At 66.4% G+C, this 18233-nt stretch carries 18 protein-coding genes and 1 pseudogene; 2 read left to right on the forward strand and 17 right to left on the reverse strand.

Going from position 1 to position 18233, the window contains the following annotated elements:
* Positions 1-37: 37 nt before the first annotated feature.
* From ACFSCW_RS02880 to gluQRS, 12 genes and pseudogenes are all read right to left on the reverse strand, one after another.
* On the reverse strand, positions 38-1111 hold the full coding sequence (locus tag ACFSCW_RS02880) for a SufB/SufD family protein (RefSeq protein ID WP_380886698.1): 1074 nt from the start codon (positions 1109-1111) through the stop codon (positions 38-40).
* A gap of 139 nt (positions 1112-1250) precedes the next feature.
* A complete protein-coding gene (gene sufC / locus ACFSCW_RS02885; protein ID WP_380886700.1) occupies positions 1251-2117 on the reverse strand; it encodes a Fe-S cluster assembly ATPase SufC in 867 nt (288 codons plus the stop codon).
* A complete protein-coding gene (locus ACFSCW_RS02890) occupies positions 2117-2341 on the reverse strand; it encodes a hypothetical protein (protein ID WP_380886703.1) in 225 nt (74 codons plus the stop codon). Before ACFSCW_RS02890 ends, sufC begins: the two co-directional genes overlap by 1 nt.
* Positions 2338-3807 (reverse strand): Fe-S cluster assembly protein SufB, encoded by a 1470-nt coding sequence (sufB, locus tag ACFSCW_RS02895; RefSeq protein ID WP_380886705.1) that lies wholly within the window; start codon positions 3805-3807, stop codon positions 2338-2340. The genes ACFSCW_RS02890 and sufB overlap by 4 nt, the downstream gene beginning before the upstream one ends.
* Before the next feature lie 131 nt (positions 3808-3938).
* Positions 3939-4334: pseudogene (locus ACFSCW_RS02900) on the reverse strand (SUF system Fe-S cluster assembly regulator); the annotation flags it as partial.
* 169 nt (positions 4335-4503) lie between these two features.
* Positions 4504-5373: a 3-hydroxybutyryl-CoA dehydrogenase gene (locus tag ACFSCW_RS02905; protein WP_380886707.1), complete on the reverse strand. Its 870-nt coding sequence runs from the start codon at positions 5371-5373 to the stop codon at positions 4504-4506.
* A gap of 65 nt (positions 5374-5438) precedes the next feature.
* Positions 5439-6401, reverse strand: coding sequence for a M15 family metallopeptidase (locus ACFSCW_RS02910; RefSeq protein WP_380886709.1), 963 nt, complete (start codon positions 6399-6401; stop codon positions 5439-5441).
* Positions 6401-7363, reverse strand: coding sequence for an L-histidine N(alpha)-methyltransferase (egtD, locus tag ACFSCW_RS02915; RefSeq protein WP_380886711.1), 963 nt, complete (start codon positions 7361-7363; stop codon positions 6401-6403). The genes ACFSCW_RS02910 and egtD overlap by 1 nt, the downstream gene beginning before the upstream one ends.
* Positions 7360-8604 carry an ergothioneine biosynthesis protein EgtB gene (egtB, locus tag ACFSCW_RS02920; RefSeq protein WP_380886713.1) on the reverse strand — a complete coding sequence of 415 codons (1245 nt, stop codon included), beginning with the start codon at positions 8602-8604 and terminating at the stop codon, positions 7360-7362. The genes egtD and egtB overlap by 4 nt, the downstream gene beginning before the upstream one ends.
* A 45-nt stretch (positions 8605-8649) precedes the next feature.
* Entirely contained in the window at positions 8650-9219 is a 570-nt protein-coding gene (locus ACFSCW_RS02925; protein WP_380886715.1) for a cob(I)yrinic acid a,c-diamide adenosyltransferase, read from the reverse strand.
* Positions 9220-9450 (reverse strand): hypothetical protein, encoded by a 231-nt coding sequence (locus tag ACFSCW_RS02930; protein WP_380886717.1) that lies wholly within the window; start codon positions 9448-9450, stop codon positions 9220-9222.
* A 9-nt stretch (positions 9451-9459) separates the two neighbouring features.
* The gene (gluQRS, locus tag ACFSCW_RS02935) at positions 9460-10311 is read right to left on the reverse strand and encodes a tRNA glutamyl-Q(34) synthetase GluQRS (protein WP_380886719.1); all 852 of its coding nucleotides are present in this window, start codon (positions 10309-10311) and stop codon (positions 9460-9462) included.
* A gap of 98 nt (positions 10312-10409) precedes the next feature.
* On the opposite strand from gluQRS, the gene ACFSCW_RS02940 reads away from it, so the two are divergent.
* Positions 10410-10976, forward strand: coding sequence for an HNH endonuclease (locus tag ACFSCW_RS02940; protein WP_380886722.1), 567 nt, complete (start codon positions 10410-10412; stop codon positions 10974-10976).
* A gap of 110 nt (positions 10977-11086) precedes the next feature.
* Here the strand turns inward: ACFSCW_RS02940 and ACFSCW_RS02945 are convergent, their stop codons facing one another.
* The 4 genes from ACFSCW_RS02945 to ACFSCW_RS02960 form a co-directional block, all read right to left on the reverse strand.
* On the reverse strand, positions 11087-11539 hold the full coding sequence (locus tag ACFSCW_RS02945) for a DUF3035 domain-containing protein (protein WP_380886724.1): 453 nt from the start codon (positions 11537-11539) through the stop codon (positions 11087-11089).
* Positions 11532-12035, reverse strand: a complete 504-nt coding sequence (lspA, locus tag ACFSCW_RS02950) for a signal peptidase II (RefSeq protein ID WP_380886727.1) — start codon at positions 12033-12035, stop codon at positions 11532-11534. The genes ACFSCW_RS02945 and lspA overlap by 8 nt, the downstream gene beginning before the upstream one ends.
* 102 nt (positions 12036-12137) lie before the next feature.
* Positions 12138-15104, reverse strand: a complete 2967-nt coding sequence (gene ileS, locus ACFSCW_RS02955) for an isoleucine--tRNA ligase (protein ID WP_380886729.1) — start codon at positions 15102-15104, stop codon at positions 12138-12140.
* A gap of 122 nt (positions 15105-15226) precedes the next feature.
* Positions 15227-16408 (reverse strand): glycosyltransferase family 4 protein, encoded by a 1182-nt coding sequence (locus ACFSCW_RS02960; RefSeq protein WP_380886731.1) that lies wholly within the window; start codon positions 16406-16408, stop codon positions 15227-15229.
* A 135-nt stretch (positions 16409-16543) separates the two neighbouring features.
* On the opposite strand from ACFSCW_RS02960, the gene ACFSCW_RS02965 reads away from it, so the two are divergent.
* The gene (locus tag ACFSCW_RS02965; protein WP_380886733.1) at positions 16544-17503 is read left to right on the forward strand and encodes a glycerophosphodiester phosphodiesterase; all 960 of its coding nucleotides are present in this window, start codon (positions 16544-16546) and stop codon (positions 17501-17503) included.
* A 141-nt stretch (positions 17504-17644) separates the two neighbouring features.
* On the opposite strand, the gene ACFSCW_RS02970 is transcribed toward ACFSCW_RS02965, so the two are convergent.
* Positions 17645-18199, reverse strand: coding sequence for a fasciclin domain-containing protein (locus tag ACFSCW_RS02970; RefSeq protein ID WP_380886735.1), 555 nt, complete (start codon positions 18197-18199; stop codon positions 17645-17647).
* Positions 18200-18233 lie beyond the last annotated feature (34 nt).

The raw sequence follows: 18233 nt of genomic DNA on the forward strand, positions 1-18233 counted from the left end.
CGCTGCGCTCCTCGCAATGACGGAATAAGCGGGCAATTTAAACGCGGCCCAGCCACAAGTCCGCCGCCGCTTCGAACGCGGCGCGGACGGCGTCCTCGCCGATCCGGCCGAGCGCGTCGCCCACGAACGCGCGGGTGAGCAGGGCGCGGGCTTCGACCGGCGGCACGCCGCGGCTTTCGAGATAGAAGAGCGCCCGCGCATCCAGCTCGCCGACGGTCGCGCCGTGCGCGCATTTCACATCGTCGGCGAAGATTTCGAGCTCGGGCTTCAGGTTCACCGTCGCCGCGCGCTTCAGCAGCAGGCCGCGCAGGCTCTGTTCGGCGTCGGTCTTCTGCGCCCCGCGCGCGACCTCGACACGGGCGGCGAGGCTGGCGACGGCGGTGTCGTCGGCGACCGCGCGCCAGACCTGGCGGGACGTGGTGTTCTCGGCCTCGTGGCGGAACACGACTGCCGCTTCGTGCCGCTGTGTGCCGCGCGTCAGCAGCGCGCCGCCCATTTCGGCATAGGCCCCTTCGCCGGCGATGCGGATCAGCGCGTCGGCGCGGCTTCCCGCGCCGCCCTCAGCGAATACGGTGGTGACGAGGCTTGCCCCGATGCCAAGCTCGGCCTCGTCGCGGAGCGACTGAAAGCCCGACCCCTGCGCCAGCCGCACCGCTCGCATCAGCCGCGCCGAGCGGCCGAGGCGAATCGCGGTCAGCCGGTTCGCCCAGCCGTCGCCAACGAAAGTCTCGACGATCGATGCCTGCGCGTCCTCGTCCAGCACGACCAGGCCGGGGACATGGCTCGCGCCGCCGGTCGCGATGTGCACGATCTCGACCAGTCCCGGCGCCGAATGGTCGCGGCCGAGGCGGAGCGCCCAGCCGGCGCCGGCGGCGAGACGGCCGAGCGGATGATCGCTGCGCGTGTCGACAGGGCCGATCGCGAGCGGTCCGGCATTGCTTTGGGCCTGGTCCAGCTTGCCGTCGACGAACACCAGCCTCGGCCCGTCGCCGAGCGGAACCGGCAGCTCGGCCGCCGTGCCGCTCGGCCGCGCGTCGGCCAGCGCCGGCAGCGCTTCGAGATCGGCCCAGCGCCAGGCTTCGTCGCGGGGGGAGGGGAGGGAAAGACTCACAACCAATCCTCCCCGGCACGGGGAGGGGGACCGCGACGCGAAGCGGCGTGGTGGAGGGGGCCCAAGGGCCTGCGCGGGTGGAGGGCCCCCTCCACCATGCTGCGCATGGTCCCCCTCCCCGTGTCGGGGAGGATTTCGATCACGCCGCCACCTGTGCGTAGCCTTCGCGCTCCAGTTCGTGCGCCAGTTCCGGGCCGCCGCTGCGGACGATGCGTCCACCCGCAAGCACATGCACGAAGTCCGGCTTCACGTAATCCAGCAGGCGCTGATAGTGGGTGATCAGCAGCACTGCCTTGTCGGGCTTGCGCATGATGCGGTTGATGCCTTCGCCGACCGCCTTCAGCGCGTCGATGTCGAGGCCGGAATCGGTCTCGTCGAGGATCGCCATGCGGGGATCGATGATCCCCATCTGCACCATCTCGTTGCGCTTCTTCTCGCCGCCCGAAAAGCCGACATTCACCGGCCGCTTCAGCATCTCCATGTCGAGCCCGAGCGCATCGGCCTGGGCGCGGGCGAGGCGGAGGAAATCGCCCGCCGAAAGCTCGTCCTCGCCCCGCGCGCGGCGCTGGGCGTTGAGCGCTGTGCGGAGGAACTGGACGTTGGAGACGCCGGGGATTTCGACTGGGTACTGAAAGCCGAGGAACAGGCCCGCGGCGGCGCGTTCGTGGGGTTCCATTTCCAAAAGGTTCAGCACACCCGAATCGGTTTGGCCTGAGCTTGTCGAAGGCCTCCCTTCTTCTTTCGGCGGTGAAGAAGAGGAAGGGAGGGCTTCGACAGGCTCAGCCCAAACCGGGTGGGGAGGCTCAGCCCGAACGGGATTGAAGGTGACCGACCCCTCCGTCACCTCATAGCCCGGCCGCCCACCCAGCACATAGGCGAGCGTCGACTTGCCCGCCCCGTTCGGCCCCATGATCGCATGCACCTCGCCCGCATTCACGGAGAGGTCGAGCCCGCGCAGGATCGGCTTGTCGTCGACAGTGGCATGGAGGTTTTCGATCCGGAGCATTAGCCGATAATCTCGCAGTGAAGGTGAACGTATGTAAGCGGTTCCATGAAGTCACCGCTGGGTCTGGAAACGTTTGTCACGCCCGTAACCCGTAGAAGCTTCTGCTCCTTTTCTTGATCGATTATGACTTCTTCTCCGATCCTCGGGATCGAGATGAACTCGTACGTTTCGGCCACGGCCTCATCGCCGTTCTTGTCGTTTGCAAATACGAATACTTGTATCACCCCACGCTCCCCTCAAGGCTGATCCCCAGCAGTTTCTGCGCTTCCACGGCGAACTCCATCGGGAGTTGCTGCAGCACTTCCTTGGCGAAGCCGTTGACGATCAGCGCCACCGCGTCTTCCTGGCCGAGGCCGCGGCTCATGGCGTAGAAGAGCTGGTCGTCGCTGATCTTGCTGGTGGTCGCTTCGTGCTCGATCTGGGCGCTGGGGTTCTTGACCTCGATATAGGGCACGGTGTGGGCGCCGCAGTCATGGCCCAGCAGCAGCGAGTCGCACTGGGTGAAGTTGCGCACGCCTTCGGCCGTCGGGCCGACGCGGACCAGGCCGCGATAGGTGTTGTTCGACTTGCCCGCGCTGATCCCTTTGGAGACGATTGTCGATCGCGACCCCTTCCCCAGATGGATCATCTTGGTGCCGGTATCGGCCTGCTGGCGGTTGTTGGTGACGGCCACCGAATAGAATTCGCCGACCGAGTTCTCGCCCGCCAGCACGCAGCTCGGATATTTCCAGGTGATCGCGCTGCCGGTCTCGACCTGGGTCCAGGAGACCTTCGAGTTGCGGCCTTGGCACAGCGCGCGCTTGGTCACGAAATTGTAGATGCCGCCCTTGCCCTCGGCGTCGCCCGGATACCAATTCTGGACGGTCGAATATTTGATCTCGGCATCGTCCAGCGCGACCAGCTCGACCACCGCGGCGTGGAGCTGGTTCTCGTCGCGCATGGGGGCTGTGCAGCCCTCGAGGTAGCTGACGTACGATCCCTTGTCCGCGACGATCAGCGTCCGCTCGAACTGGCCGGTATTGGCGGCGTTGATGCGGAAATAGGTGCTGAGCTCCATCGGGCAGCGCACGCCTTCGGGGATATAGACAAAGGTGCCGTCGGAGAAGACCGCGCTGTTGAGGGTCGCGAAGTAATTGTCGTGGATCGGCACCACGCGGCCGAGCCATTTCCTGACCAGCTCCGGATATTCGCGGATCGCCTCGGAGATCGAGCGGAAGATGACGCCCGCCGCTTCCAGCTCCTTGCGGAACGTGGTCGCGACCGAGACGCTGTCGAACACCGCGTCGACCGCCACCTTGCGCGCGCCCTCGACGCCGGCGAGGACCTTCTGCTCCTCGATCGGGATGCCGAGCTTTTCATAGGTGCGCAGGATTTCGGGATCGAGCTCGTCGAGGCTCTTCAGCGTCGGCTTCGCCTTGGGCGCCGCGTAATAATAGGCGTCCTGGTAATCGATCGGCGGGATGTCGAGCTTGGCCCAGTCGGGGCTCTCCATCGTCAGCCAGTGGCGATAGGCCTTCAGCCGCCACTCCAGCATCCATTCCGGCTCGTTCTTCTTGGCCGAAATGAAGCGGACGGTGTTCTCGTCCAGTCCCTTGGGCGCGAATTCCTGCTCGAGATCGCTGGTGAAGCCCCATTCGTAGGTGGACAGCTTCTCGGCGACCTCCTGGGCTTCGAGATTGCGGGTGGCCATTACGAACGAGCTCCAGCTTGAACCTTAAACTCCGTTCGGCCTGAGCTTGTCGAAGGCCTTCCCTTCTTTCCCGAGTTTGGAAAAGAGGAAGGGAGGGCTTCGACAGGCTCAGCCCGAACGGGATTGGGGTTGGCGAGACTAGCCAAACTCACCCCCGAAAGCGCGCCCCTGATCGCGTTGTTGACCACGCCCCAATGCGGCCGCACCTGGCAGGCGCCTTCCAGCGCGCAGTCGTGCCGGCCCTCGTCGACGCACGACGTCATCGCGATCGGCCCTTCGACCGCCTCGACAACATCGGCGAGGCTGATCTCCCCCGGCGCGCGGGTCAGCACGAACCCGCCGCCGCCGCCCCGCGCGGAGCGGAACAGCCCGGCGCTCGCCAGCCGCCCCATCAGTTTCTGCGCGGTGGGGAGCGGAATCCCCGTCTCCTCCGCCAGCACGGTCGCCGACAGCCGGGCGCCGTCGCCCGCGCGCGCGGCGGCGGACATCAGCACGACGGCATAATCGGCAAGGTTGGACAGGCGCATGGGCTCAATCGGAGTATTTCGGTCGGATTGCATGTGGTGGAGGGCAGGAGGCGAGTCAACTGCTCCCCTCCAGCCCTTGCTGGAGGGGCCGGGGGTGGCACTTCTTTTCTGAACTCGAAAGGGAGAAGAACCACCCTAACCCCTCCACGAAATCGTGGAGGGGAATTCTCTACCGGGTCGGCACCGGCTCCGGCTCCGAATAATCGTAGAAGCCGCGGCCGGTCTTCTTCCCAAGCCAGCCGGCCTCGACATATTTGATCAGCAGCGGCGCGGGGCGGAACTTCGGATCGCCGGTGCCTTCGTGCAGCACCTTGGCGATCGACAGGCAGGTATCCAGCCCGATGAAATCGGCGAGCGTCAGCGGCCCCATCGGGTGGTTGAGGCCAAGCTGGCAGGCGGCGTCGATGTCGGGGATCGTCGCCACGCCTTCGCCCAACGCAAAGCAGGCCTCGTTCAGCATCGGCAGCAGCACGCGGTTGACGATGAAGCCGGGCGCGTCGTTGGCATGCACGATCCGCTTGCCGAGCTTCTGGCCGTACGCCTCGACCTTCGCGACCGTCTCATCCGACGTCGCAAGCCCGCGGATGACTTCGATCAGGCCCATCACCGGCACCGGATTGAAGAAATGCACGCCGATGAACCGCGCCGGATCGGGCGAGGCCTGGGCCAGCCGCGTGATCGGGATCGACGAGGTGTTTGAGGCGAGGATCGCTTGGCTTCCCAGCACCGCGCCGGCGCCCTCGAAAATCTTGCGCTTGATCGCTTCGTTCTCGGTCGCCGCTTCGACGATCAGCCCGGCCTCGGCCATCGGCGCATAGTCGCCGACCGGCTGGATCAGCGCGAGCGCGGCGTCGCGATCGGCCTGGCTGATCTTCTCCTTGGAAACTGCCCGGTCGAGCAGCTTGGCAATGCCGGCCTTCGCTTTCTCGGCGACGTCCTGGGAGACGTCGGCCAGGAACACCGTGTACCCCGCCTGTGCGGAGACCTGCGCGATCCCCGCGCCCATCTGTCCCGCCCCGATCACGCCGACGCTTTGCATGCCCATACCTTTCGCGATTTTTCGTTCGGGGCGCTCTTGCCGCCGCGGACGCGCCGCCGCAACCGTTAGCGCCGGCGGGTGGCTTCGATCTGTGTGAAGCTGGCCGTGCCGATCGGGTAGTCCGCCCAATCGCGATAGTCGAAATGCCACCACTCGCTGTCGTAGACGGTGAAGCCCTCGCGCTCCATCGCGGCGCGCAACAGGGCGCGGTTCGCGCGCTCGGCATCCGTGCCGCCGGCAAAATCGGAATAGGCGCGTGCCGACATTTCGTCATAGCGGCTCGGCATCGGCGAGATGGCGCCGGTCTTCAGGTCGTAAAGCCCAAGATCGACCGCGCAGCCGCGATTGTGCCGTGAGCCCTTGGCCGGATCGGCGACGAAGACGTGCTTGTCGGCGGGCACGATGTCCCAGAACAGCTTGGTCGCGAACCAGGGCCGATAGCCGTCATAGACGATCAGGCCATAGCCCTTGCTCGCGAGCGCCGTCGCGACTCGCGCCAGCGCTTCCGCGGCCGAGCGCTGGAGATAGGCGCCGGCCCGCTCGTAGATCGGCTGGCCGGTGAAGTTGTTCCCGCTGGCGTAGCGCGTGTCGATCCGCACATGCGGCACCAGACCCTCGAGCGGGACGAGGTCGCTCGCGCGCCGCGACGGCGGTTCGGCTGGTGGGGTCGCCGCCAGCGCCGCCTGGCGCAGCGCAGCGCCGTCGCGACGCGCGGTGGCCCGGATCGCTGCCTCGGTCTCCGCCCCGAAATCGCGGCGCGTGAGCATCTGCCCGTCGATGGTCAGACTCTTGGCTGTCACGAGAGCCACGCTCGATCCGGCCCGGTAGCGTGCCGCACCGATGTATTTCAGCGGCTCCGGCGCATGGCCTTTGCGGGCCAGGAACAACACGCCGCCGCGCTCAAGGATCGTCGCGTCACCCTCGGCCGCGCCGTAGCTTCCGACAATCGAGAGATCGGGAGTATGAGAAAGCGGCCTCGCCCCGACGGCCGTGCATATAAGCAGTAGCGCAATCGCCCATCCGCGCATCAGGGCGCGGTGCCCGGCGGCTGCGCTTCGGCGAGGATCAGGGCGAAACGGTCCTCGGCGTCCGTCCATTCCGCGAGCGGCGTCCACGCCCCGGCGCGGAGCAGCAGGCGCGCGTCGCGCGGGCCGTATTTGTGGCTGTTCTCGGTGTGGATCGTCTCGCCGGCCGCCATCTCGAACCGCTCGTCGTCGATCATGAAGGCGACGTCGCGTACTGCTTCCAGGTGCATCTCGATCCGCGCGAAGGCGTCGTTCCACACTGCCTTGTGCACGAATGCGTCGACCGGAATGTCCGCATCCAGCTCACGATTGATGCGGTGGAGCAGATTCAGGTTGAATGCCGCGGTCACGCCTTGCGCGTCGTCATAGGCGCGGATCAGCGCGTTCACGTCCTTGATCCGGTCGACGCCGATCAGCAGCATCGCGCCGACGCCCAGCGTCTCGACCATCGCGCGGAGTAGGTTGACCGCCGTGCGCGGCACCATGTTGCCGATGGTCGATCCAGGGAAGAAGCCGAGCTTGGGCAGCGACGCGATCTCGGGCGGCGCCACGATCGGGTGCATGAAATCGGCCTCGACCGGCAGGATCGAGAGCTTCGGGAAATCGGAGGCGAGCGCTGCGGCGCTTTCGCGAAGAAACTCGCCGGAGATGTCGATCGGCACATAGGCGGCGGGCTGCACCGCCTCCAGAACATGCGGCGTCTTGGTCGAAGAGCCTGAGCCGAACTCGACCACCGCGCGCCCCGGGCCGACGATCTTCGCCACGTCCGCGGAATGGCGCGCCAGCAGTCCGGTCTCGACCTTGGTCGGATAATATTCGGGCAGCTCGGTGATCTTCTCGAACAGCTCGGAGCCTTCGCGGTCGTAGAACCAGCGCGCCGGGATCGCGCGCGGGCGCATCCGAAAGCCGGCGAGCACGTCGGCGCGGAAAGCGGGATCCACCCGGTTAGGAGCGAGCAGGTTCATAAATCCTTCGCGAGCCGGACGCCGGTGAACTGCCAGCGCTGATGGGGGTAGAAGAAATTGCGATAGCTCGCCCGCATGTGGCCGCGCGGCGTCGAGCAGCTTCCGCCTTTCAGCACGAACTGCCCGCTCATGAACTTGCCATTATATTCGCCGACCGCGCCCTCCGCGGGTTTGAAGCCGGGATAAGGGCGATAGGCGCTGCCCGTCCATTCCCAGACCGATCCGAACGGGCCGTATCCACGCGGCCTCACCGGCCCCGCATCGTCGAGGAACTGGCCCTCGTTCGGGTCCAGACCCGCAGCCGCGCTTTCCCATTCCGCCTCGGTTGGCAGCCGCGCGCCCGCCCAGCTGGCATAGGCGTCGGCCTCGAAAAAGCTGATGTGGGTGACCGGCGCGGTCGCATCGACCGGCTTCAACCCGTCCAGCCCTAAGCTCGTCCAGCCAGAGCCGTCGCCTTCCCAGTAGAGCGGCGCGTCCACGCCTTCGCGCTGCACCCACGCCCAGCCGTCCGACAGCCACCAGCGCGGGTCCTGATAGCCGCCATCCTTGATGAACCCGATCCATTCGCCGTTGGTCACCGGCCGGTCGGCGAGGGCATGCGGGGTCAGCAGGACTTGGTGGCGCGGCCCCTCGCAATCGAACGCGAAGCCGGGGCCGGCGTGACCGATCTCGACCGCACCCGTTCTGCCCTCGATCCAGCCGATCGGGCCGGGAACGGGGGAGGGCGCACTGGCGGCCCCCGGCCAGACAGCAGGCTTTAGCGGGTTCTGCGCAAACAGGTGCAGAATGTCGGTCAACAGCAATTCCTGATGCTGCTGCTCATGATGGCAGCCGAGCTCGACCAGCGCGCGTGCGTCCGGCCCAAGTTGCGGCCAGGCCTCCGCCAGCGCCGCATCCACATGCGCGCGGTAGGCGCGGATTTCGTCCAACGACGGCCGCGTGATCATGCCCCGCCGCGGTCGCGCATGGCGTGGGCCTTCGGCCTCGTAATAGCTGTTGAACAGATAGGCGTAGGCGGGATCGAACGGCCGGTATCCCGCCACGTCCCGCAGCACGAACGTCTCGAAAAACCATGTCGTGTGGGCGAGGTGCCATTTCGCGGGCGAGGCATCGTCCATCGACTGGACGGTCGCATCGGCATCGGAAAGCGGTTCCGTGAGGGCGAGGCTCAGGCCCCGCACCCGCCCGAACAGCTCCGGCTCGGCGAGCGAGCGGTTCGCAATGTCGACTCTGCCGGCCATGCCCCCTGCTCCTTACCGCATCAACGCGGCAATGTCGTTACAGGTTCAACGCGATGCGCCCGGCACCCACAGCACGTCGCCGCCCGCGCGGCTCGCGATCAGCCGGGCCGCGACGAACAGATAGTCGGACAGGCGGTTCAGATAGGCGAGCGCCTGCGGGTTGAGCGCGATCGTCTCGCTCGCGCCCACCGCTGCCCGCTCGGCGCGCCGCACCACCGATCGCGAGACATGCAGGATCGCCGTTGCATAGCTGCCACCGGGCAGGATGAAGGACCTGAGCGGCTCCAGCCCTTCGTTCATTGCGTCGATCTCGCGCTCCAGCCGGGCGACCTGCGCCGGCACCACGCGCAGCACCATGTCGGATGGCGCGAAATCCTCGCCCGGCGTCGCGAAGTCCGCGCCCAGGTCGAACAGATCGTTCTGAATGCCCTTCAGCGCCGCGACCAGCGGATCGTCGCCCAGCGCCGCGATCGCCACGCCGATCGTGCTGTTCGCCTCGTCGACATCGCCGATCAGCGCCATCCGCGCATCGGCCTTGGACACGCGCGACCCGTCGACCAGCCCGGTCGTGCCGTCGTCGCCCGTCCGCGTGTAGATCTTGTTGAGCTTGACCACTCAGCGTTTGGCGAGAAGCATCAGCAACACCGCGCAGATCACGGCCAGCGCCTGGAAAAGGATGCGGCCCATCATCATCCGGTTCTGCTTCAAACCGGACGCGCTCGGGCCCGTGTTGCCGGATTTCAGGTCGGCTTCCGTCGTTTGCAGGAACGTCACGATGCCGCGGATGAGCATCACGGCCGCTCCGATCGCGAAGACGATGATGAGAATCCAGAGAAACACTGTCATTCGGCCAATCTAGACCCCGGAGAGGCGGAAGCCAAGCGGCGCGCGGCCGTCGCGGAACGCCGAAACGATCTCGCGCGGATCGACGCCCTCAGCCCGCAGATCGGCAAGGCTCAGCGCCCCGTGGCGCTTGGCGAGCCGTTCGCCGTTCGCGTCGAGAATAAGCGGATGGTGATGATAAGAGGGCGTCGGCAGATCGAGCAGCGCCTGTAGCAACCGGTGGACATGCGTCGACAGGAACAGGTCCTGGCCGCGGATCACATCGGTGACGCCCTGCGCCGCATCGTCGACGGTCACGGCCACGTGGTAGCTGGTCGGCGCATCCTTCCGCGCCAGCACCACGTCGCCGAGCAACTCCGGCTGAGCGACAATCGCGCCGGCATGTTCGTCATGCCATTCGAGCGGACCGGTCAGCGCCGTCGCCTTGGCGACGTCCAGCCGCCAGGCGTGCGGGCGGCTCAAGTCCGGATCGGCCAGTCCCCGGCACGTCCCCGGATACAGCGGCCCTTCCGGCCCATGCGGCGCTGCGGCGCTGCGGGCGATGTCGGCGCGGGTGCAGAAGCAGGGATAGACGAGGTCGCGCGCCCTCAGCCGCTCCAGAGCCTCGGCATAAAGCGGCAGCCGTTCGGACTGGCGAACCACGGGGCCGTCCCAGTCCAGCCCCAGCCAGCGCAAATCCTCCTCGATACCGCCCACGAATTCCTCGCGCGTCCGCCCCGGATCGATATCCTCGATCCTGAGCAGAAACCGTCCGCCCCGCGCCCGCGCAAAGTCGTGGCTCAGCACCGCGCTCATCGCGTGGCCCAGGTGCAGCCGCCCGGTCGGGCTTGGCGCAAAGCGCGTTGTGGATAAGTCTAGGGACAAAATCGTGGATCGGGTTGACGTCGACTCGCTTGGAATGTCATTTCGCGGTCATCAAAGGCGGGCACAAGCCCGGTCGAGTTGGCAAGGGGAAAGGCGCTTTGTACCATCCCGATCTGATCCGGCATCCGGACAGTTGCCCGGCCCTGGTGCTGAACGCCGACTACAAGCCGCTCAGCTATTACCCCTTGAGCCTCTGGCCCTGGCAGACGGCGATCAAGGCGGTGTTCCTCGACCGGGTCGACATCATCGAATCCTACGAGAAAGAGGTTCGAAGTCCCACCAGCGCGATGAAGCTCCCTTCGGTCATCGCGCTGAAGCAATATGTACGGCCTTCCCAATACCCCGCTTTCACTCGCTTCAACCTTTTCCTGCGCGACCGCTTCTCCTGCCAATATTGCGGCACCTCGCGCGACCTTACCTTCGATCACGTTGTCCCCCGCGCCTATGGCGGGCGCACCACCTGGGAAAACGTCTCCACGGCCTGTGCGCCCTGCAACCTGAAAAAGGGCGGCCGCACCCCGGCCGAAGCGCATATGGCGCTGCACGAAGAGCCCTATCGGCCGACCACCTGGCAGCTCCAGGACAATGGCCGCGCCTTCCCGCCCAATTATCTGCACGAGACGTGGCGGGACTGGCTGTATTGGGATGTGGAACTGATCGCTTGACCGTTCCCCTCTCGCTTGCGGGAGAGGTTAGGGGTGGGATCGGCCTGCCCCCTGTACGAATCCCATAAGGTCCCACCCCCGGCCCCTCCCGCAAGCGGGAGGGGAGAAAGTTAGCCCTTCGGCGTCGGGCTCGGCGCAGGAGTAGGCGTCGGAGCCGGCGCAGCCCCAGTCCCCGCCTTCGCGTCCTGGCCGTCGCCTTCCGGCGCGGCGATGATGTCGCGCGTCACCGCGCCCTTGTCGACCGCGGCCGTCGCCGGCGAGCCGACTTCGGAGCGGATGCCGGGCTCGGCGCGCGCCGCACCCGCGTTGCCCAAAGTTGCCGTCTCCGGAGCGCTGCGCGCGGCGGGGCCGCCGAACATCGCCTGCAGCGCCTGGGTCGAGCTGTCCGCTTCCTGCGGCCGCGGCGCGCCGGGGCTCGGCGGCTTCAGCGCGAAATCGGGCGGCACGACCAGCGGCGCGCGGCGCGCCACCGCGAATTCGTCCGGCCGGGCGCGGTTGAGCCCGCCGCCGCCGCAACCGGCGAGGGTCAGGGCCGCCAGACCCACAACGACAAGCTTACGCATTCACATTCTCCGCGGGTTCGGCTTTCGGGCGCGCGAACAGCGCACGCAGAAGCAGGATCAGGACGCCGATGGTAATCGCGGCGTCGGCGACATTGAAGACCAAAAAGGGGCGGAAGTCGCCGAAATGCAGGTCGAGGAAATCGACCACATAGCCGAACCGCACCCGGTCGAGGATATTGCCGGCGGCTCCCCCCAGCACCAGGCCGAGCGCGGCGATGTCGCCGCGATTGGTCTCGCGCCACAGCCAGACCAGCACGCCGGTGCCGATCGCCGCGGTCAGCGCGACCAGCGCCCAGCGCGTCATGTCGGAACCGGCCGTCAGGAAGCCCATCGACACGCCGAAATTCTGCACGAAATACAGCCGGAAGAACGTCAGCAGCTCGATCGCGCCGACCTCGCCCAGCTTCAGCGGCCCCATCACGACCCACTTCACGAGCTGGTCGAGCAGGAACACGCCAAGCGCGATGGAGAGGCCGAGGCGGCGAGGCGCGTTCATAAGCCCCTCCCCTTCAGGGGAGGGGTTGGGGTGGGGCAGGCGGGGAAGTGCGGAGCGGGAGGACAGGCCCCACCCCCGTCCCCTCCCCTGAAGGGGAGGGGCTTAGCCATTGACCACCTCCGTGCACCGCGCGCACAGCCCGCCATCCTCGGTCACTTCCGGCAGGTGTCGCCAGCAGCGGCCGCATTTCTGATATTCGACATGCTCGATCTTCAGATGCGCCTTTGTGATTGGGTCCACGTAGAAAGAACCAGCCGTCGAGTTGCTAGTAATCACCATCTCAGAAGTGATCGCGATTTCCTGAAAGTCGACTGAACGGAGTAACTCAGCGTCTTCTTCTCCATCGGTGTCAATCTGAACACGGGCCTCCAGGCTCGAACCGACTTGTTTGGCACGGCGGAGAGGCTCGATGGCTTCAGTGGTTGCCGATCGGAATTGGCGGATACGCTCCCACTTCGCGCCCAGCGCTGCGTCCAGCCAACCGGCCTCGATCTCCGGCCACTCGGCGAAATGCACCGAGTCATTCTCGTCCGGCCAACGCGTCTGCCAAACCTCCTCGGTGGTGAAGGTGAGCACCGGCGCCAGCCAGCGCACCAGCGCGTTAAACAATATGTCTAGCACGGTCCGGTACGCGCGCCGCTTCGGATTGGACGGCGCATCGCAATAGAGGCAGTCCTTGCGGATATCGAACAGGAAGGCCGACAGGTCCTCGTTCGCGAAATCGCTCAGCAGCCGGACGTAGCGGCTGAACTCGAAATCATCGATGCACTGACGAAGCTCAGCGTCGAGCTCGGCCAGCCGATGCAGGACGTACCGCTCCAGCTCCGGGAACTCGGTCGTGCGCTCGGCGTCGTCGAACCCTTCCAGCGCGCCCAGCAGGTAGCGGAAAGTGTTGCGCAGCTTGCGATACTGGTCCGCCACGCCGGCCAGGATTTCCTTGCCGATCCGGTGATCCTCGGTGAAGTCGATCGACAGCGCCCACAGCCGGATGATGTCCGCGCCATATTCGGTCATCAGCTTCAACGGATCGACCGTGTTGCCGAGCGACTTGGACATTTTCATGCCCTTGGCGTCCATCGTGAAGCCGTGGGTCAGCACCGCCTTGTAGGGCGCCCGCCCGCGCGTGCCGCAGCTTTCCAGCAGCGACGACTGGAACCAGCCGCGATGCTGGTCCGAGCCTTCCAGATACAGGTCGGCGGGCCAACTCAGCTCCGGCCACTTCCCCGATTCCAGCACGAACACATGGGTGCAGCCGGAATCGAACCACACGTCCAAAATGTCGGCGACGCGCTCGTAATCCTCGGCGCGGTAGGCGTTGCCGAGCAGGCTCTGCGCGGCTTCGTCCGACCAGGCGTCGACGCCGTCCGCCTTCACCGCCGCCACGATCCGCGCGTTCACTTCCGGGTCGGTCAGATACCGCCCGGTCTTGCGGTCGACGAACAAAGTGATCGGCACGCCCCAGGCCCGCTGGCGGGAAAGCACCCAGTCGGGGCGGCCTTCGACCATCGAGCCGATGCGATTGCGGCCCTTGTCCGGCACGAAGCGGGTCTCGTCGATCGCCGCGAGCGCGCGGGAACGGAGGGTGTCTTCAGCAAACCCCTCCCCTTCAGGGGAGGGGTTGGGGTGGGGCAGTTCCCCCAAGCGCTGAGCCTGACGGACAGTCCCCACCCCCGTCCCCTCCCCTGAAGGGGAGGGGCTTAGAGCCTTATCCATCGGCACGAACCACTGCGCCGTGGCCCGGAAGATCACTTTCGCCTTGGACCGCCAGCTATGCGGATAGCTGTGCTTGTAATCTTGGGCGGCCGCCAGCAGCGCGCCGGCCTCGCGCAGGTCGGAGCAGATCGGCCCGTCCGGCGCGTTGAACTTGGGGTTGATGACCGAACCTTGGCCGCCCAGCCAGCCCCAGTCTGCGCGATACTTGCCGTCGCCCTCGACCGCGAACACCGGCTCCAGCCCGTTCGCCTTGCACAGCTCGAAATCGTCCTCGCCATGATCGGGCGCCATGTGAACCAAGCCCGTGCCCTGATCGGTGGTGACGAAATCCCCGGCAAGAAACGGCCGCGGCTTCGCAAAGAACCCGCCGAGACGGTGCATCGGGTGGCGCGCGACAGTGCCCGCAAGGTCGGAGCCTTTGAAGGTCTTTGAGACGTGGCCGATTAGCGGCTGCAACGAAATGCCCAGGCGCGCCTCAATTGCACGCACCAAATCGGTTGCGACCAAGACAGACTTACCGGCGAATGCAGGATGGGGATAGCCTGCTAACCCGCTGACTTGAGTAAGTGTGTACTCCACCTCCGGCCCATAGGCGATCGCCTGGTTGACCGGGATCGTCCACGGCGTCGTCGTCCAGATCACCGCATGCGCGCCGACAAGCTCCGGGATAGGGCTTGCGACGATCTCGAACGCGACGTCGATCTGCGTGGACGTGATGTCCTCATATTCGACTTCGGCTTCGGCCAGCGCGGTCTTCTCGACCGGCGACCACATCACCGGCTTGGCGCCGCGATAGAGCTGGCCGCTGTCCGCGAACTTCAGCAGCTCGGAAACGATCGTCGCCTCGGCGTCGAAGTCCATTGTCAGATACGGCCGGTCCCACGCGCCCAGCACGCCCAGCCGCTTGATCTGCTCGCGCTGCACATTCACCCAGTGCTGTGCGTAGGCGCGGCACTCGGCCCGGAACTCGGGCAGCGGCACCTCGTCCTTGTTCTTCTTCTTGGCGCGATACTGTTCCTCAACCTTCCATTCGATCGGCAGGCCGTGGCAGTCCCAGCCGGGCACATAGGGCGCGTCCTTGCCGAGCAGAGTCTGCGTCCGGCACACCGCATCCTTCAGGATGTGGTTGAGCGCATGGCCGATATGCATGTCGCCATTGGCGTAGGGCGGGCCGTCGTGGAGGATGAACTTCTCCCGCCCCGCACGCTTCTCGCGCAGCCGCTCGTACAGGCCGAGCTTCTGCCAGCGATCCAGAATTGCCGGCTCCTTCTGCGGCAGCCCGGCCTTCATCGGAAAGCCGGTCTTGGGCAGGAAAACGGTGTCGCGGTAATCGGGCGGAGTGGGGTTGTCGGCCATAAGTGGCGGGCGACTTAGCGGGTGCGTGGGGGAAATGCCACACACTCGTCATGCCGGACTTGATCCGGCATCCACCTTCTTTCCAAAGGCAGGTGGACCCCGGGTCAAGCCCGAGGTGACAATCAGGGCACCGGCCCCATCTGCGGCACGGAACCGCCCGCCGCCCGCTGGCGGAGGATGCGGAGGTAGGTGTCGACCAGCGCCTGGTTCACCTGGTCCCAGCCGAACCGCTCCGCCGCTTTCTCGCCGGCCACGCCCGCTGCGCGCCGCTTCGCTTCGTCGGTGCAGTACACTTCCAGCGCGTCGGCAAAGCCTTCGATCCAGCCCGGCCGCACTAGCCGCCCGGTCACGCCGTCGCGCACCAGGCTCTCGCTGCCCGTCGCTATCGCCGCCACCACCGGCAGCGCGCAGGCCATCGCTTCCAGCGTCACGTTGCCGAACGTCTCGGTGACGCTCGGGTTGAACAGCATGTCCATGCTCGCGACCGCGCGACCAAGGTCGCCGCCCATCTGCTGGCCGACGAACACCGCCTCCGGCAGCCGCTTCTCAAACCAGTCCTGCGCCGGGCCCTTGCCGACCACCAGCACGCGGTGCCGGACGCCGCGTCGCTCCAGCGCGTCGATCGTGTCCGAAAACACGTCCAGGCCCTTTTCCATCACCAGCCGGCCGAGAAAGCCGATCACGACCTCGTCGTCGCCGATGCCGAGGCCGCGCCGCCAGTCGAGGTCGCGCTTGCCCGGATGGAAGATTTCCCGGTCGACGCCCCGCGTCCAGATGCCGGTGTCGTAGCTCATCCGCTGCTCGCGCAGCACCTGCGCCATCGAATCGGACGGCGCGACGATCGCGTCGCAGCGGCGGTAGAAACGGCGGAGAATGCCCTCGATCACCGGCTCCAGGAAGGCGAGTCCGTAATAGCGTGGGTAGGTCTCGAACCGCGTATGGACCGAGGCGACCACCGGCACATTGCGCCGGCGCGCGAAGGTCAGCGCCCGGTGCCCGAGCACGTCGGGCGCGGCGATGTGGAAGAGGTTGGGCCGGAACCCGTCCAGATCGTGCCGCAACCGGGCCGGCAGTCCGGTCGAGAATCGATATTCGGGCCGCCCTGGAAAGGCGAAGCTGGGCGCGGAGACCAGATCGCCGGCCGGCGGGAAGGCGGGCGTGTCGGTCGTCGGCGAATAGACCCGCACCGCCGCGCCCTGCCGCAACAGATAGCCGACCAGCCGGTTCAGCGCCTGGTTGGCGCCGTCGCGCACATAATTATAGTTGCCGCTGAACAGCGCGATGCGAAGGTCGCTGGCTTGCATCGCGCGGGTGTTAGCGGTGCAAACGCGAGTTCTCAAATTTCGTCATGCCGGACTTGATCCGGCATCCACCTTTTCTTTTCTGCGCCGACGAAGGAAGGTGGATTCCCGCTTTCGCGGGAATGACGAGGGGAGGGGATGGGAGCGCCTTTCATCATCGGTCATCGCGGGGCTTCGGGCGAGCGGCCGGAACATACGCTCGCCGCGTACACGCTCGCCTTCAACCAGGGCGCCGATTTCGTCGAGCCCGATGTCGTGCCGACGAAAGGCGGACACCTGATCGCCCGCCACGAGAACGAGATTTCGGGCACCACCGACGTCGCCGACCATCCCGAATTCGCCGATCGCAAGGCGACGAAGACGATCGACGGCCAGACGCTCACCGGCTGGTTCACCGAGGATTTCACGCTCGCCGAACTGATGACGCTCCACGCCCGCGAGCGCCTGCCGCAGCTCCGCCCCGCCAATGCCGCCTGGCGCGACGAGAAGATCGTCACCCTCGATGCACTGATCGACCTCGCCCGGTCGCGCGGCCGCGGCGTCGTCGCCGAGATCAAACATTCGAGCTATTTCGGGAGCGTCGGGTTGCCGATCGAGACAAAACTCGTCGAAACCTTCGCCCGCCACGGCTGGAGCAGGCGCAGCGATCCGGTGTGGATCGAGAGCTTCGAGGTCAACAACCTGAAAGCGCTCCGCGGTATGACCGACCTGAAGCTGGTCCAACTGCTCGAAGAGAAGAACGGCCCGGCGGATGGCGGCGCCCAAAGCTATGCGGCGATGACCACGCTAGCGGGTCTGAAGGCGGTCGCCGCCTACGCCGACGGCATCGGCCCCGCCAAGGCGCTGATCGTCCCGCGCGACGGGGAAGGGCGCTCGCTCGCGCCCACCAGCCTCGTCGCCGACGCCCATGCGGCGGGCCTCAAAGTCATCCCCTGGACCTTCCGCTCGGAGAATTTCTTCCTCCCCGCCGAACTGCGCGACGGCCCCGATCCGAGGGCGCATGGGCGTGCGGATGCGGAACTGAAGATGTTCGCGGCGGCCGGAGTGGACGGGTTGTTCACCGATTTTCCGGGAGAGGCGGTGCGGGCGCTAAAGTAAAGACCCTCTCCCCACTGGGGAGAGGGACGGCTGCAGAGCAGCCAGGGAGAGGGGCCGTCACCCTGCGTGCCGACTCTGCCCCTCTCCCGGCTTCGCTGCGCTCAGCCACCCTCTCCCCAGTGGGGAGAGGGTTGATGTGGCTTACGGCATCAGCACCGTGTCGACGACATGGATCACGCCGTTCGATTGCAGCACGTCCTTGATCGTGACCGTCGAATTGCCGCCTTTGGCGTCGGTCAGCACCAGCGCGCCGCCCTTCATCCATGCGGTCAGCGGCTCGCCCTGCACGGTGGTGAGCGTCGCCTTGCCCTTGCCGGCCTTGATCCGGTTCATCAGGTCGGACGCGGTCAGGCGGCCGGACACCACGTGATAGGTGAGGATCTTGGTCAGCGTGTCCTTGTTCTCGGGCTTCACCAGCGTGTCGACGGTGCCGGCCGGCAGCTTGTTGAAGGCGGCGTTGGTCGGCGCGAACACGGTGAACGGTCCGGGGCTCTTCAGCGTGTCGACGAGCCCTGCAGCCTGCACGGCGGCGACGAGCGTGGTGTGATCCTTGGAGTTGACGGCGTTGTCGACAATCGTCTTCGACGGGTACATCGCCGCGCCGCCGACCATCACGGTCTTTTCGGCGGCGATCGCGCCGCCCGCAATGAACGCAAGCGAAAGGGCCGCAGCGGCGGCCTTCAGGGTCGATTTCATGCTTTCTGTCCCTCTTTCTACAGGTCTGCGGCGT

The organism is Sphingomonas tabacisoli (assembly GCF_042678385.1).
GTDB classification, from domain to species: domain Bacteria; phylum Pseudomonadota; class Alphaproteobacteria; order Sphingomonadales; family Sphingomonadaceae; genus Sphingomonas_B; species Sphingomonas_B tabacisoli.

Coding starts and splice junctions, on each gene's coding strand:
- sufC (WP_380886700.1), bottom strand. CDS start 2,117: ATGCTCCGGATCGAAAACCTCCATGCCACTGTCGACGACAAGCCGATC.
- sufB (WP_380886705.1), bottom strand. CDS start 3,807: ATGGCCACCCGCAATCTCGAAGCCCAGGAGGTCGCCGAGAAGCTGTCC.
- ACFSCW_RS02905 (WP_380886707.1), bottom strand. CDS start 5,373: ATGCAAAGCGTCGGCGTGATCGGGGCGGGACAGATGGGCGCGGGGATC.
- ACFSCW_RS02910 (WP_380886709.1), bottom strand. CDS start 6,401: ATGCGCGGATGGGCGATTGCGCTACTGCTTATATGCACGGCCGTCGGG.
- egtD (WP_380886711.1), bottom strand. CDS start 7,363: ATGAACCTGCTCGCTCCTAACCGGGTGGATCCCGCTTTCCGCGCCGAC.
- egtB (WP_380886713.1), bottom strand. CDS start 8,604: ATGGCCGGCAGAGTCGACATTGCGAACCGCTCGCTCGCCGAGCCGGAG.
- ACFSCW_RS02930 (WP_380886717.1), bottom strand. CDS start 9,450: ATGACAGTGTTTCTCTGGATTCTCATCATCGTCTTCGCGATCGGAGCG.
- ACFSCW_RS02945 (WP_380886724.1), bottom strand. CDS start 11,539: ATGCGTAAGCTTGTCGTTGTGGGTCTGGCGGCCCTGACCCTCGCCGGT.
- lspA (WP_380886727.1), bottom strand. CDS start 12,035: ATGAACGCGCCTCGCCGCCTCGGCCTCTCCATCGCGCTTGGCGTGTTC.
- ileS (WP_380886729.1), bottom strand. CDS start 15,104: ATGGCCGACAACCCCACTCCGCCCGATTACCGCGACACCGTTTTCCTG.
- ACFSCW_RS02960 (WP_380886731.1), bottom strand. CDS start 16,408: ATGCAAGCCAGCGACCTTCGCATCGCGCTGTTCAGCGGCAACTATAAT.
- ACFSCW_RS02965 (WP_380886733.1), top strand. CDS start 16,544: ATGGGAGCGCCTTTCATCATCGGTCATCGCGGGGCTTCGGGCGAGCGG.
- ACFSCW_RS02970 (WP_380886735.1), bottom strand. CDS start 18,199: ATGAAATCGACCCTGAAGGCCGCCGCTGCGGCCCTTTCGCTTGCGTTC.